Annotated in this window: 12 protein-coding genes; 10 read left to right on the top strand and 2 right to left on the bottom strand. The window is 70.6% G+C overall.

From position 1 onward, the window contains the following. Positions 1-11: 11 nt before the first annotated feature. Genes ACFU5K_RS19165 through ACFU5K_RS19155 form a run of 3 tightly spaced genes read left to right on the top strand, consistent with a single transcriptional unit; the run spans position 12 to position 3,003 of the window. Complete coding sequence (locus ACFU5K_RS19165; RefSeq protein ID WP_384062936.1) at positions 12-1,022, top strand: DUF5819 family protein; 1,011 nt, start codon at positions 12-14, stop codon at positions 1,020-1,022. Next, positions 1,019-2,290 (top strand): HTTM domain-containing protein, encoded by a 1,272-nt coding sequence (locus ACFU5K_RS19160; protein WP_384062933.1) that lies wholly within the window; start codon positions 1,019-1,021, stop codon positions 2,288-2,290. Before ACFU5K_RS19165 ends, ACFU5K_RS19160 begins: the two co-directional genes overlap by 4 nt. Beyond that, a complete protein-coding gene (locus ACFU5K_RS19155) occupies positions 2,287-3,003 on the top strand; it encodes a TrmH family RNA methyltransferase (protein WP_384062930.1) in 717 nt (238 codons plus the stop codon). The genes ACFU5K_RS19160 and ACFU5K_RS19155 overlap by 4 nt, the downstream gene beginning before the upstream one ends. Positions 3,004-3,139: 136 nt before the next feature. On the opposite strand, the gene paaN is transcribed toward ACFU5K_RS19155, so the two are convergent. Then, positions 3,140-4,840 carry a phenylacetic acid degradation protein PaaN gene (gene paaN / locus ACFU5K_RS19150; protein ID WP_384062928.1) on the bottom strand — a complete coding sequence of 567 codons (1,701 nt, stop codon included), beginning with the start codon at positions 4,838-4,840 and terminating at the stop codon, positions 3,140-3,142. A 122-nt stretch (positions 4,841-4,962) separates the two neighbouring features. Here paaN and ACFU5K_RS19145 point away from each other — a divergent pair, with 122 nt between their 5' ends. Continuing rightward, entirely contained in the window at positions 4,963-5,553 is a 591-nt protein-coding gene (locus tag ACFU5K_RS19145) for a TetR/AcrR family transcriptional regulator (RefSeq protein WP_384062926.1), read from the top strand. Positions 5,554-5,593: 40 nt separating this feature from the next. On the opposite strand, the gene ACFU5K_RS19140 is transcribed toward ACFU5K_RS19145, so the two are convergent. Next, positions 5,594-6,115, bottom strand: a complete 522-nt coding sequence (locus ACFU5K_RS19140) for an Lrp/AsnC family transcriptional regulator (protein WP_384062923.1) — start codon at positions 6,113-6,115, stop codon at positions 5,594-5,596. A 209-nt stretch (positions 6,116-6,324) separates the two neighbouring features. Here ACFU5K_RS19140 and pdhA point away from each other — a divergent pair, with 209 nt between their 5' ends. The 6 genes from pdhA to ACFU5K_RS19110 all read left to right on the top strand — a co-directional run bounded on the left by pdhA (position 6,325) and on the right by ACFU5K_RS19110 (position 13,881). Continuing rightward, positions 6,325-7,488, top strand: coding sequence for a pyruvate dehydrogenase (acetyl-transferring) E1 component subunit alpha (pdhA, locus tag ACFU5K_RS19135; RefSeq protein WP_384062920.1), 1,164 nt, complete (start codon positions 6,325-6,327; stop codon positions 7,486-7,488). Next, positions 7,485-8,516 carry an alpha-ketoacid dehydrogenase subunit beta gene (locus tag ACFU5K_RS19130; RefSeq protein ID WP_384062917.1) on the top strand — a complete coding sequence of 344 codons (1,032 nt, stop codon included), beginning with the start codon at positions 7,485-7,487 and terminating at the stop codon, positions 8,514-8,516. Before pdhA ends, ACFU5K_RS19130 begins: the two co-directional genes overlap by 4 nt. Next, positions 8,516-9,925 carry a dihydrolipoamide acetyltransferase family protein gene (locus ACFU5K_RS19125; RefSeq protein ID WP_384062915.1) on the top strand — a complete coding sequence of 470 codons (1,410 nt, stop codon included), beginning with the start codon at positions 8,516-8,518 and terminating at the stop codon, positions 9,923-9,925. The genes ACFU5K_RS19130 and ACFU5K_RS19125 overlap by 1 nt, the downstream gene beginning before the upstream one ends. A 115-nt stretch (positions 9,926-10,040) precedes the next feature. Beyond that, the gene (locus ACFU5K_RS19120; RefSeq protein WP_384062913.1) at positions 10,041-10,916 is read left to right on the top strand and encodes an NTP transferase domain-containing protein; all 876 of its coding nucleotides are present in this window, start codon (positions 10,041-10,043) and stop codon (positions 10,914-10,916) included. A 338-nt stretch (positions 10,917-11,254) separates the two neighbouring features. Beyond that, positions 11,255-12,781 carry a molybdopterin-binding protein gene (locus ACFU5K_RS19115; protein ID WP_384063001.1) on the top strand — a complete coding sequence of 509 codons (1,527 nt, stop codon included), beginning with the start codon at positions 11,255-11,257 and terminating at the stop codon, positions 12,779-12,781. Then, positions 12,739-13,881, top strand: coding sequence for a potassium channel family protein (locus ACFU5K_RS19110; RefSeq protein WP_384062910.1), 1,143 nt, complete (start codon positions 12,739-12,741; stop codon positions 13,879-13,881). The genes ACFU5K_RS19115 and ACFU5K_RS19110 overlap by 43 nt, the downstream gene beginning before the upstream one ends. Positions 13,882-13,911: the final 30 nt, after the last annotated feature.

The raw sequence follows: 13,911 nt of genomic DNA, 5'->3' as shown, positions 1-13,911 counted from the left end.
TGGATAACTGATTGGTGATCGACGGTGAACGGGGCGGCATGGATGCGGAGCTCGGTGGGGGCGCCGGAAGCGACAAGAAGCGCTCCTGGTCCGGGACGAACCACCCGGACCCTGCTCGGGACTGTGATCCGGACGCGGGTCGGGGCGCCGGACGGAACGAGGAACCTCCCAGCCGGCCGGTAGCCGCCCCGACCCCGGACGACGACGTCGCCGTGCCGCGGGCGGACGATGTGCCTGCGCGGATACAGGCCCCGCCCCCGGTTGCCCGTCCGGAGCCCACGGCTTCGCTCGCCACCGAGGAGCCTGTCGGCGCCTCGTCGCTACCCGACGGGCCGGCCGGGCGTCCGAGCGGGGGCGGCATATCCGGACTTCCACTCCCGTACCAGGTCGTCGCAGCGATCGCGCTGGCCGTCATGGGTGTGCTGGCATGCGGGCACATCGCCATGATCTTCCTGCACGTCGCGCCGTCCAACACGCTGACGAAGCAGCACGGCCGGGTGGTCGACGACTGGGTCTACCCCGAGTTCGAACAGAACTGGAAGCTGTTCGCTCCCAATCCGCTCCAGCAGAACATCTCCGTCCAGGTGCGCGCCGAGGTGGCGGGTGCCGACGGCCCCGCGACCACTCGCTGGATCGACCTGTCGCAGGAAGACGGGGCGGCGATACGCGGCAATGTTCTTCCCAGCCATGTCGACCAGAACGAGCTGCGTCGCGCCTGGGACTTCTTCACCGGGTCCCACGACAGCGAGAACCGTTCCAACGGCCTTCGCGGAGACCTGTCCGAACGCTACATCCGACGCATCGTGATGTTGCGTCTGGCCGACCACGACCTTCCCGGCAAGGTCGAACGGATACAGGTGCGGTCCGCCGTACGTTCCTTGGGAGCCCCGTCGTGGAGCGACGAGAAGATCAGCACCGATCCCAGCTACCGGGTACTCCCCTGGTGGATCGTCACGCCGTCCGACCTTCCCGGTACGCACACGACGGAGAAGATCACGCGCGACGGGAGGGCGAAGCGGTGAGCGCTTCCGCCGCGGCCGGCGTCCCCGCGAACACCGCCAGCTCGGTGGCCCGGGCCGTCCAGCGCGTCACCGAAGGCCCTCTCGGTGCCTATCAGAGCGCCGTCGTCCGGATCGGGATCTCCGCGACGTGCCTGCTGTTCCTGCTGCGCGAGCTGCCTCATCGTCACGAGCTCTACGGACCCGGCGGGCCGTGGAGCTGGGACATGGCACGCGGGCTCCTTTCCGACAACGGCGCCTTCACCGTGCTGATGTGGTCGGACAGCACGGTCTGGTTCGAGACCGTCTACGCGCTCACGCTGGTTTCGGCCGCGCTGCTGATGACCGGCTGGCGGACGCGGATCACGTCGGTGCTGTTCATGGCAGGCGTGCTGTCCCTCCAGAACCGCAGCATCTTCATGGGCGACGGTGGCGACAACGTCATTCATCTCATGGCGATCTACCTGGTCCTGACGCGCTGCGCGCGGGTCTGGTCCCTCGACGCCCGGCGCGCGGGGCGGAACGCCGCGCGCCTCGCGGAGGGGTTCGGGCCGTCCCGGGACGTGGCCGGGCCGCTCCTGTGGGGCGTCCTAGGCGCGGTGCTGCTGCCCGCCACGCTGATGGGCGGACTGGGCGGTACCTGGTGGCTGCCCGCCGTCCTGTGGGTGCTCTGGATCGGCAACGGTGCCTGGTGGGCCCTGAGCCGGTACGCGCCGGAGCATGAGCTGCGAACGCTCCTTGACGTCCTGGCCAATCTCGCACACAACTTCGCACTGCTCGTGATCATGGCGGAGGTGTGCCTGATCTACTCGACCGCCGGCTGGTACAAGATCCAGGGCTCCCGTTGGCAGGACGGTACCGCGACCTACTACCCGCTCAAGCTGGACTACTTCGCCCCGTGGCCGGGCCTCTCGGGGCTCGTGGCCTCCAGCGCCCTGGCGATCATGGTGATGACGTACGCCACGGTCATCGTGCAGGTGGCCTTCCCCTTCACGCTGTTCAACCGGCGCGTCAAGAACGTCCTGCTGGTTCTCATGATCGCTGAACACGCGGGGATCGCCGTCCTGCTGGGACTGCCGTTCTTCTCGATGGCGATGATCGCCGCGGACGCGGTCTTCCTGCCCACGGTCTTCCTCGTCTGGCTGGGGCGCACGGTCGCGCTCGGCCGACGACGCCTCCTCCACCGGCCTTCGCAGGGCAGGCGTATCGTGCCCGCACAGCGAAGCCCCGCCGTGGGCCAGGGGGAGGCCCCGCGCGGCGGCGGAGGCGATGGCCATACGCTCGTCCGGTGACCAGCGAGACCGGCAGTACAGAAGAGCCACCGTCGAAACAGGCGCCCGATCCGTCCGCGGAACCGGCCCAGTACGACGACGGGTACGGCAACGAGATCGGTGTCGGGCCCCATCCGCTGCCATGGCCCGAGGGGGAACGCTACGACCCCGGGCTTCTCGCGAACGGTGACCGGCGCAACGTGGGCGACGCCTACCGCTACTGGACGAGGGAGGCGATCGTCGCCGATCTCGACCTCCGGCGGCACGACTTCCATGTGGCGGTGGAGAACTGGAGCCATGACTTCAACATCGGCTCAGTCGTGCGCACCGCCAACGCCTTCCTCGCGAAGGAGATCCACATCGTGGGGCGGCGGCGCTGGAACCGCCGGGGAGCAATGGTCACCGACCGCTACCAGCATGTGCGCCACCACCCCGACACAGCGGATCTGACCGCCTGGGCGGAGGCCGAGGGGCTGCCGATCATCGGCATCGACAACCTTCCCGGGGCCGTACCGCTGGAGCGAACCGAGCTGCCGCGCAGGTGTGTGCTGCTGTTCGGTCAGGAGGGCCCTGGACTCACGGAAGCGGCGCGTGAGCACGCTTCGATGGTGTGCTCGATCGCGCAGTTCGGCTCGACGCGGTCGATCAACGCCGGCGCCGCCGCAGCCATCGCCATGCACGCCTGGGTGCAGCGGTACGCGGACATCCCGGATCCGGACCCACGGGGCCTGTGACCGGTGGAGTGGGTCCCCGCTCCACCGGTCACGTTCCTGACTCCTGTCATGACCCGTGTCCGCGCTCCGCGCTCCTTGCTCGTCGAGCCCCGAGGAGCGCAAGCCGGTCAGCGGCCACCCGGTTTCGCGCGGTGCCTCAGGCCTGTCGGCGGACCTCGACCACCCGGAACCGGTTGGACACGAACGCTCCGTCGCACAGCGCCGCGTTGGCCGCCGGGTTGCCGCCCGAGCCGTGGAAGTCGGAGAACGCAGCGGTCTGGTTGACGAACACTCCGCCGGTGAGGTTCAGCGAGAGCTGAGCCGACTCCTCGAAGCAGACGTCCTCGATCGCGCGTTCCACCTCGCGTGAGGTGGTGTAGGCGCCGACGGTCATGGCGCCCTTCTCCCGGATCGTGCGGCGCAGCAGGTCAACAGCGGCTTCGGTCGACTCGACCGAGACCGCGAACGAGACCGGGCCGAAGCACTCGGAGAGATAGGCCGCCCCCTTGTCGGGCTCGGTGCCGTCGAGCTTAACGACGACCGGCGTACGCACCACGGCGTCGGGGAAGTCGGGGTTGGCCACCTGGCGTGAGGCGAGGGCCACGTCGCCCAGACCCGATGCCGCCTCCAGCCGGGCCTTGACGTCGGGATTCACCAGGGCGCCGAGCAGCCCGTTGGCGCGGGCGTCGTCACCGAGGAGTCCGCTCACCGCGTCGGCGATGTCCGCCACCACGGTCTCGTAGGGTTTGTCACCGGCGTCCGTGCTGATCCCGTCCTTGGGGATCAGCAGATTCTGTGGGGTGGTGCACATCTGGCCGCTGTAGAGGGAGAGCGAGAAGGCCAGGTTGGACAGCATGCCCCGGTAGTCGTCCGTGGAGTCGAGGACGATGGTGTTGACGCCGGCCTTCTCCGTGTAGACCTGGGCCTGTTGGGCGTTGGCCTCCAGCCAGTCACCGAAGGCCGTGGACCCCGTGTAGTCGATGATCTTGATTTCGGGCCGCACCGCCAGCGTCTTGGCGATGCCCTCGCCCGGGCGCTCGGTCGCGAGTGCGACGAGGTTGGGGTCGAATCCCGCCTCCGCGAGCACCTCGCGTGCGAGCTGGACGGTCAGGGCGAGCGGCAGGACGGCTCGCGGGTGCGGCTTGACCAGCACGGGATTGCCGGTCGCGAGCGACGCGAAGAGGCCCGGGTAGCCGTTCCAGGTGGGGAAGGTGTTGCAGCCGATCATCAGCGAGACACCGCGCCCGGCGGCCGTGAACGACTTGTGCAGCTGGAGCGGGTCGCGCTTTCCCTGTGGCTTGGACCAGTCCGCGGTGCGCGGCGTGCGCGTCTGCTCCACGTAGGCGTAAGCGACCGCCTCGAGGCCGCGGTCCTGGGCGTGCGGGCCGCCGGCCTGGAAGGCCATCATGAAGGCCTGCCCGCTGGTGTGCATCACCGCGTGAGCCAGTTCGTGTGTACGTCCGCTGATACGCGCGAGGATCTCCAGGCAGACCAGCGCCCGCGTCTCGGGCCCTGCCGCACGCCAGGACCCCATGGCGGCGCGCATGGCCGGGAGCAGGACGTCCGGATCGGCGTGCGGGTACTCGACGCCGAGCTCGGGCCCGTAGGGCGAGATCTCCCCGCCGGTCCAGCCGTCGGTTCCGGGCTGCCCGAGGTCGAGGCGGGTGTTGAGCACCGCGTCGAACGCGGCTTTGCCCTCGGCGGCGCCGAGGCTGCCGGGGAGACCGTCCTCGCCGTAGGCCTTCGGGTGCTCGGGGTGCGGGGACCAGTAGGCGCGCGTGCGGATCGCGTCGAGTGCCTGGTCGAGCGTCGGGCGGTGGATCTCGGACAGCTTCTCGGGGGAAAGCGCGGCGGCCATCACGGACCAACTCCTCGTCGAGCCGGGCGGGTAAGTACGGACGGAGTTAGAGTAACCGAACGATCGGTCGGGACAAGGGGCCCAAGGAACCTGTGGACAACTCATGGGGGAGGATCGCGGACATGACCACGCCCAAGCGGGACACGTACACCCCGGAGACGCTCCTCACCGTTGCCGTCCGCGTCTTCAACGAGCGCGGCTACGACGGCACGTCCATGGAGCATCTCTCCAAGGCGGCGGGCATCTCCAAATCCTCCATCTACCACCACGTGGCGGGCAAGGAGGAGCTGCTGCGGCGGGCGGTCAGCCGGGCGCTCGACGGGCTCTTCGGCATTCTCGACGAGGCCGGGGCGACGCGGGGGCGGGCGATCGACCGGGTCGAGTACGTCACCCGCCGCACGGTCGAGGTCCTCATGGGCGAGTTGCCGTACGTCACGCTGCTGCTTCGGGTGCGCGGCAACACCAAGACCGAGCGCTGGGCCCTGGAGCGGCGGCGTGAGTTCGACCAGCGGGTGTCCGAACTGCTCAAGGCCGCAGTGGCGGAGGGCGACCTGCGTGCCGACGTGGACATACGCCTGGCCACCCGGCTGCTCTTCGGCATGGTGAACTCGCTGGTCGAGTGGTACCGGCCGCAGCAGGGCGGTTCCCCGGAGGCCGATCAGCTCGCCGACACGGTCGTCCGGCTCGCTTTCGACGGCATGCGCGCCGGCTGAACCCCTGGTCCCTCGCGTGAAACGGACACGGCGGCGCCTCTCAGGCGAGTTCCGCCGGGCGGTCCGGCCGAGGGCCCAGGTCGGTCTCCTCGAACACCAGCAGGGTGCGGGTGGAGAGCACCTCCGGTATGGCCTGGATCCGGGTGAGGACCAGCTCGCGCAGGGCCTGATTGTCCGGGGTGTGGACGAGCAGCAGGACATCGAAGTCGCCGCTTACCAGCGCGATGTGGGTGGCGCCCGGCAGGGCCTGGAGCTGTTCGCGGACGGTGCGCCATGAATTCTGGACGATCTTGAGCGTGATGTAGGCGGAGGCCGTCTCTCCCGCCCGTTCGTGATTCACGCGGGCGCTGAAACCACGGATGACGCCGTCCTCGACCAGCCGGTTGATCCGGGCGTACGCGTTGGCCCGTGACACGTGGACACGCTCTGCGACCGCTCGTACCGAGGCCCGGCCGTCCGTCTGGAGGATGCGCAGGATCGCGCGGTCGGTGGTGTCCAGCGGTCGCGCGGGCGGAGTGCGGCCGGGATCCGTGCCCCGGTCAGCCATTTGTTCAGCTGCCATCTGCCCGTGCCTCCCTGTTGTGGACGACCTGCTCCTATCCCAGGCTGTGGAGAACCGTTTGTCCACAGGCTGGAGGTGCCTGTAGCCAAATTGCCGCCGCGACCGAACAATCGGTTGGTGAGGCGCACCACACCGTTGCCTCATCCGGCCCCGACATTCCTGCAGATTTCGACACCCTCGATATATCTCGATGCCAGGAGGTGCTTGTCATGACGGTCCAGGAGCTGCCCGGCGCAGCCGCCTACAGGCCCACGCCGCCCCCGGCCTGGAAGCCGCTGACCGACCCCGCGCCGCTGCTCCCGGACCCTGAGCCGTACCGCGTGCTCGGCACGGACGCCGCAGCCGACGCCGATCCCGAGCTGCTGTTGCGGCTCTATGCGGAGCTCGTGCGCGGACGCCGGTACAACGCGCAGGCCACGGCTCTGACGAAGCAGGGACGGCTCGCGGTGTATCCGTCGAGCACCGGCCAGGAGGCGTGCGAGATCGCCGCCGCGCTGGTGCTGGAAGAGCGCGACTGGCTCTTCCCCAGCTATCGCGACACCCTTGCCGCCGTGGCACGTGGCCTGGATCCGGTTGAGGCCCTGACGTTGCTGCGGGGTGACCGTCACACCGGGTACGACCCGCGTGAGCACCGGATCGCCCCGTTGTGCACCCCCCTGGCCACCCAGTTGCCGCACGCCGTGGGTCTGGCCCACGCCGCGCGCCTCAAGGGCGACGACGTGGTGGCGCTCGCCATGGTCGGCGACGGCGGGACGAGCGAGGGCGATTTCCACGAGGCACTGAACTTCGCCGCAGTCTGGCGGGCTCCGGTCGTCTTCCTCGTGCAGAACAACGGGTTCGCGATCTCGGTACCCCTGGCCAAGCAGACCGCCGCGCCCTCTCTGGCCCACAAGGCCGTCGGATACGGGATGCCGGGACGGCTGGTCGACGGCAACGACGCGGCCGCCATGCACCAGGTGCTGGGCGAGGCCGTCGCCCGGGCCAGGCGCGGTGAGGGGCCGACGCTGATCGAGGCGGTCACATACCGCATGGACGCCCACACGAACGCCGACGACGCCACCCGTTACCGCGGCGACAGCGAGGTCGAGGCGTGGCGCGAGCACGACCCGATCCGGCTTCTCGAGCGGGAGCTGACGGGGCGCGGGCTGCTTGACGAGGACGGCATCGCGACGGTGCGGGAGGCGGCGGAGCGTATGGCCGAAGGCCTGCGGGAGCAGATGAACGCCGATCCGGTGCTCGACCCGATGGACCTGTTCGCCCACGTCTACGAAGAGCGGACAGGACAGCTGCGTGAGCAGGCCGAGATGTTGCGGAGCGAGCTCGCCGCCGCAGACGGTCCGCTGGAGGAGAACGGCGTGGAGGAACAGCGATGAGCACCGCTGCGGCGACGGCCGGCGAACGGGCCGTCAGGGCCAAGCCCGCCACGATGGCACAGGCGCTCGGACGGGCGCTGAGGGACGCGATGGCGGCGGACCCGACGGTGCACGTCCTCGGCGAGGACGTCGGCACGCTCGGCGGGGTCTTCCGCGTCACCGACGGTCTGGCGAAGGAGTTCGGCGACGACCGCTGCACTGACACACCTCTCGCCGAGGCCGGGATCCTGGGCGCCGCCGTGGGCATGGCGATGTACGGTCTGCGCCCCGTGGTGGAGATGCAGTTCGACGCCTTCGCCTATCCGGCGTTCGAGCAGCTCGTCAGTCATGTCGCCAAGATGCGGAACCGCACCGCGGGTGCCATGCCACTGCCGATCACGGTGCGGGTGCCGTACGGCGGCGGGATCGGCGGGGTCGAGCACCACAGCGACTCATCCGAGGCGTACTACATGGCGACGCCCGGACTGCACGTCGTCATGCCTGCCACGGTCGAGGACGCCTACGGCCTTCTGAGGGAATCGATCGCGTCCGACGACCCCGTGGTGTTCCTGGAGCCCAAGCGTCTCTACTGGTCGAAGGCCGACTGGTCGCCGGACGCACCGGCGTCGGTCGAGCCGATCGGGCGGGCCGTGGTCCGGCGACCCGGGCGCAGCGCGACCCTGATCACGTACGGCCCCTCCCTCCCGGTGTGCCTGGAGGCCGCCGAGGCGGCCACGGCAGAGGGCTGGGACCTCGAGGTGGTCGACCTGCGCTCCCTGGTGCCGTTCGACGACGAGACCGTCGCGGCATCCGTCCGGCGTACGGGGCGCGCGGTGGTCGTTCACGAGTCCGCCGGTTTCGGTGGCCCAGGAGGGGAGATCGCGGCGCGGGTGACCGAGCGGTGCTTCCATCATCTGGAGGCGCCGGTCCTGCGTGTCGCCGGCTTCGACATCCCCTATCCGCCGCCGATGCAGGAGCGGCACCATCTGCCGGGCGTGGACCGGGTGCTCGACGCGGTGGCCCGTCTTCAGTGGGAGGCGGACAGCTGATGGCGCAGGTACTGGAATTCAAGCTGCCGGACCTGGGCGAAGGGCTGACCGAGGCCGAGATCGTGCGCTGGCTGGTGGAGGTCGGCGATGTCGTCGCCATCGACCAGCCGGTCGTCGAGGTCGAGACGGCCAAGGCCATGGTGGAGGTGCCGTGCCCGTACGGGGGTGTGGTCACCGCACGCTTCGGTGCGGAGGGCGCTGAACTCCCGGTCGGCGCACCGCTGCTGACGGTCGCCGTCGGTACGGCGAGCCCCGTGGTGGACGGCACTGCTCCGGCCGGGGCGACCGGAGCCGCGGCCGACGTGGACGGTGAGGGCTCCGGCAACGTGCTCGTCGGCTACGGCACGGGCGCACCCGCCGTGCGGCGCCGCAGGGTCAGGCCGGCGCAGGTGTCGTCCTCGGTCAGGTCTTCGGGCCCCGGTTCGTCTCCGGCTCCCGTTCCGGTGTCGGTGCCGGCTCCTGTGCCCGCTGCGGCAGCGAATCCCGCCACCGCGGTCGTGACGGAGCCGACAGGGCCCGTCCCGGTCATCTCCCCGCTGGTACGGAAGCTGGCGCGGCAGCACGGCCTCGATCTCCGGAAGATCTCCGGTACCGGACGGGACGGGCTGATTCTGCGCAGCGACGTGGAGTCCGCCATCAAGGGCGTGGAGTCCACGGGCATGGCCGTGGACGCGATGCCTGCCCCCGAAGCGGCACGGCAGGCGCCCGCGGACGAGCGGATCGCCCTTCGCGGAGTGCGCGGTGCGGTCGCCGACAAGCTGGCTCGCAGCAGGCGCGAGATCCCCGAGGCCACCTGCTGGGTGGACGCGGACGCCACCGAGCTGATGGCCGCGAGGGCAGCGATGAACGCCGCCGGGGGCTCCGCTGCCGGCCCGAAGGTCTCGGTGCTCGCGCTGCTGGCCCGCATCTGCACGGCCGCTCTGGCCCGCTTCCCCGAGCTGAACGCGACGGTGGACACCGAGGCCCGGGAGATCGTGCGACTGTCGGGTGTCCATCTGGGCTTCGCCGCCCAGACCGAGCGGGGCCTGATGGTCCCGGTGGTGAGGGACGCGCACACACGGAACGCGGAGTCGATCGGAGCGGAGATCGCCCGGCTGACCGAGGCGGCCAGGACGGGGAAGCTGACACCGGCGCAGCTCACCGGCGGGACGTTCACGCTGAACAACTACGGCGTGTTCGGAGTGGACGGCTCGACACCCATCATCAACCACCCCGAGGCGGCGATGCTCGGAGTCGGCCGGATCATGGCCAAGCCCTGGGTGCACGAGGGAGAACTGGCTGTCCGTCAGGTCGTCCAGCTCTCGCTCACCTTCGATCACCGGGTCTGCGACGGCGGTACCGCCGGAGGGTTCCTGCGGTACGTGGCCGACTGCGTGGAGCAGCCGGCGGTGCTGTTGCGGACGCTGTAGCGACGGCCAAGGCCGGGGGGAGCGCCCCCGGATCCGCCTGTGAGTTCGATCCCCCCGGAGACGATTCACGTCTCCGGGGGACCACTCTTCGTGTGACGCCCGCATACTCGGGTGCATGACCGCGTATGACGCCATCGTTCTTGCCGGGGGAGCCGCGAAGCGGCTCGGGGGGGCCGACAAGCCGGGCCTTCGTGTGGGCGGCCGTGCCCTGCTCGACCGGGTTCTCGCCGTATGCGCCGACGCCGGTTCCACCGTCGTGGTCGGTGGTCGCAGGCCGACCGCGCGCCCAGTCACCTGGACACGTGAAATACCCGAAGGTGGTGGCCCGTTGGCCGCACTCGGTGCCGGAGTCCGGCACACGGCGGCGGAGAACGTACTGGTGCTCTCCGCTGATCTGCCTTTTCTGGGGGAGGCGACGGTCCGCTCGTTGCTGTCCGCCGCGGAGGCAGACGTCCGGGAGGGTGCGCTGTGCACCGATCCGGACGGCCGGGACCAGCCGCTGGTCGCCGTCTACCGTGCCGAGCCGCTCCGGCGCGAGCTGGCCCTGCTCGCCACGGAGCACGGCGGCCTCGCGGGCCTTCCGCTGCGCCTGCTGACGGCTGAACTGGACATGGCCCGGGTGGAGGCGGGACCACTCGCCTCTTTCGACTGCGACACCTGGGAAGACATTGCTGCCGCCAGAGCGCGGATCAGGGAGCATGGGACCGTGCTGGACGAATGGATCACCGCAGTCAAGAACGAGCTGGGCATCGACCTCGACGTCGACACCGGCGCCCTCCTCGACCTCGCTCGTGACGCCGCGCACGGCGTCGCCCGGCCCGCCGCGCCCCTGACCACGTTCCTGGTGGGCTACGCGGCGGCTGTGGCGAGCAGCGGTAAGGGTCCCGAGGCCGCTGCGGAAGCGGTTGCGGAGGCATCCCGCAAGGCCGCAGCCCTTGCGCTGCGGTGGGAGGAAGAGACGGCATCGGGCAGTGAGCCCGGAACGCCATGACGGCGCAGGACGGCGATGCCCTGCCGGCTTGTGACTCTTGCCCGGCGCAGGCGGACCGGACGGCGCAGGCGGACCGGACGGCTCGACCGGACCGGACGGCGCGAACCGACCGGACCGCGGAGGAGGAACGGGCCGCCCGGGAGGAACGGGAGGCCGAGGAGGAGCGCGCCGTCGCGCAGGCGCTCGCCCTCGTCGCACGGCATCCGCAGGCGGCCCACCCGGTGTCGGACCGCTCCGGCGCCGGGGTGCCGGTGGTGCCGGGCCGTTCGTGCGACGAGGTACCGGCGGCGGCCTCAGCTGAACGAGCCAGGAGTTCCGTCGCTCCTGCCCCAGGCGCTGTGACGGGAAGCGCGACCGCAGGTGCCGCGACCTCTGGCGCTTCGGTCACAGGCGTCCCGGCCCCAGGCGCCGCCGCACGGGTGACGGCCCCCAGCACATCGGCCTCGAGCGCTCAGCAGCCGGAAAGGTCGAGGCAAGCGACGCCGGGCAGCCAGGCCAGGCCGGGCGGGGAGACCACCCCGGGCGGGGAGACCGCACCGGATACCCAGGACCGGGCCGTAGCCGCCGGGGGCACCTCGGCCCCCGGCGCCGCGAACCGCCGCGTGTCGTCACCGGCACGAGGTGCGGCCGCCTCGTCCAAGGCTCACGGAACCCGGACCACCCCCTGGTCCGAGGCACGTGCCGTCGCCGAGAGCCTGGGCCGGGCCGCTCCCCTGGCTGCCCATCGTCTTCCGCTGGACCGCGCTCTGGGCCACGTCCTGGCGGAGCGCGTCGTCGCGCTCACCGACCTGCCGCCCTTCGACACCTCGGCCATGGACGGCTGGATCGTCGCGGGGCCGGGGCCGTGGACCGTACAGGAAGGCGCGGGGCTGCTCGCCGGACGCGGGGCCGTCGAGCGGTTGCCCGACGGGGAGGCGTTGAGAATCGCCACGGGTGCTCGCATCCCGGCCGACGCCACGGCCGTGATCCGCAGTGAGCACGCATACGCCGACGAGGCCAAGGGTCTGCTGCACGCGACCCGTGAGGTCGTGCCCGGGCAGGACATCCGGCCCCGGGGGCAGGAGTGCCGTTCCGGTGACGAACTCCTGCCCGTCGGAACCGTGGTGACCCCGCCCGTGCTCGGGCTGGCGGCTGCAGCGGGGTACGACGCACTCGTCGCCGTACCCCGGCCACGTGTTGACGTCTTCGTGCTCGGTGACGAACTCCTCACTGGGGGGCTTCCGCGTGAGGGGCTCATCCGGGACGCACTCGGCCCCATGCTCGCCCCCTGGCTCCGCGCCCTGGGAGCGGAGGTCGCAGAGCCCCGGCGACTGGGCGACGACGCCGAGGCTCTGCACCGCGCACTCGTCTCCTCGGACGCCGACCTGATCCTCACCACGGGCGGTACGGCCGCCGGGCCGGTGGATCACGTCCACCCCGTGCTGGCCCGGATCGGGGCCGAGCTCCTCGTCGACGGGGTGGCCGTACGCCCTGGTCATCCCATGCTTCTGGCACGGCTCGCCGAGGGCGGCCCTTGTCTGGTCGGCCTACCGGGCAACCCCCTTGCCGCGGTGTCCGGATTGCTCACCCTGGCCGAGCCGCTCCTCCGGGGTATCGCCGGCCGGACCACCCCGGACCCCTACCATGCATCGGTCCATGAAGAGGCGCACGGACACCCGCTCGACACGCGGCTGGTCCCGGTGGTCCACCGTGACGACAGCGTTCTGCCCCTGCACTACAACGGCCCGGCCATGCTGCGTGGGATCGCCGCCGCGGACGGGCTGGCCGTGGTGCCGCCCGGCGGGGTACGGTCCGGCACCGAGGTGGAGATCCTCGATCTACCGTGGGCCTCGGCGTCGCCGTGGACGGAAGGGTGTTTCACGTGAAACTTCCCGGCCACGACGCGATGGCCAGGCGCGCAGACGAACACGTCGTCCCGACCCGGGTGCTTCTGCCCCGTCGGGTGATCGACAGGCCGTTGCGCCAGGTGGCCAAGCGGCTGGCGATGGCTTTGGCCGTGCTGGCGCTGACGGTCTTCATCGTGTGGGCCGATCGAAGCGGTTACCACGACAACGCGGACGGCAAAGTCGACTTCCTCGACGCCGTCTACTACGCGACGGTGACGCTGTCGACGACCGGGTACGGCGACATCGTGCCCTACAGCGATCCGGCACGGCTGATCAACGTCATCCTGGTGACACCGCTGCGTGTGCTCTTCCTGATCATCCTGGTCGGCACCACCCTCGAGGTCCTGACGGAGCGGACCCGGGAGGACTTCCGGCTGAAGCGTTGGAGAACCAACTTGCGTGAACACACCGTCGTCGTCGGCTTCGGCACGAAGGGCCGCTCAGCGATCCAGACGCTGTGCGCCACCGGCCTGAAGAAGGACCAGATCGTCGTCGTCGATCCGGCCGGCAAGGTGATCGAAGCGGCCAACGCCGAAGGTTACGTCGGCGTGCTGGGCGACGCGACGCGCAGCGATGTGCTGCTGCGGGCCGAGGTCCAGAAGGCCCGGCAGATCATCATCGCGACCCAGCGGGACGACACCGCGGTGTTGGTGGCGCTGACCGCCCGGCAGCTCAACCGCGGCGCGAAGATCGTCGCCGCCGTGCGCGAGGAGGAGAACGCGCCGCTCCTCAAGCAGTCCGGAGCCGATGCCGTGATCACCAGTGCCAGCGCGGCCGGCCGGCTGCTGGGACTCTCCGTGCTGAGTCCGAGTGCGGGCACGGTCATGGAGGACCTCATCCAGCAGGGCAGTGGGCTGGATCTGGTCGAGCGGCCGGTGATAAAGGCCGAGGTGGGCAAGAACGTCCGGGAGACGGACGACCTGGTGGTCAGCGTCCTGCGGGGCCACAGGCTGATCGGGTACGACGATCCGGCCGCCAGCCCGCTTCAGCTGACGGACCGGGTGATCACGATCGTGCGTGCCTCGCCGATCCACCTTCAGCAGGCGGTTCAACCCCCGCCGTCCGGGTCGCGGCCGTAGGCCCACTCCGTACGGCCCGGCGAAAAGGGG

It is taken from the genome of Streptomyces sp. NPDC057428 (assembly GCF_042803195.1).
Classification (GTDB): Bacteria; Actinomycetota; Actinomycetes; order Streptomycetales; family Streptomycetaceae; genus Streptomyces.
Note: the sequence above shows the minus strand (reverse complement) of the source record. Positions and strands in the feature narration are given on the sequence as shown.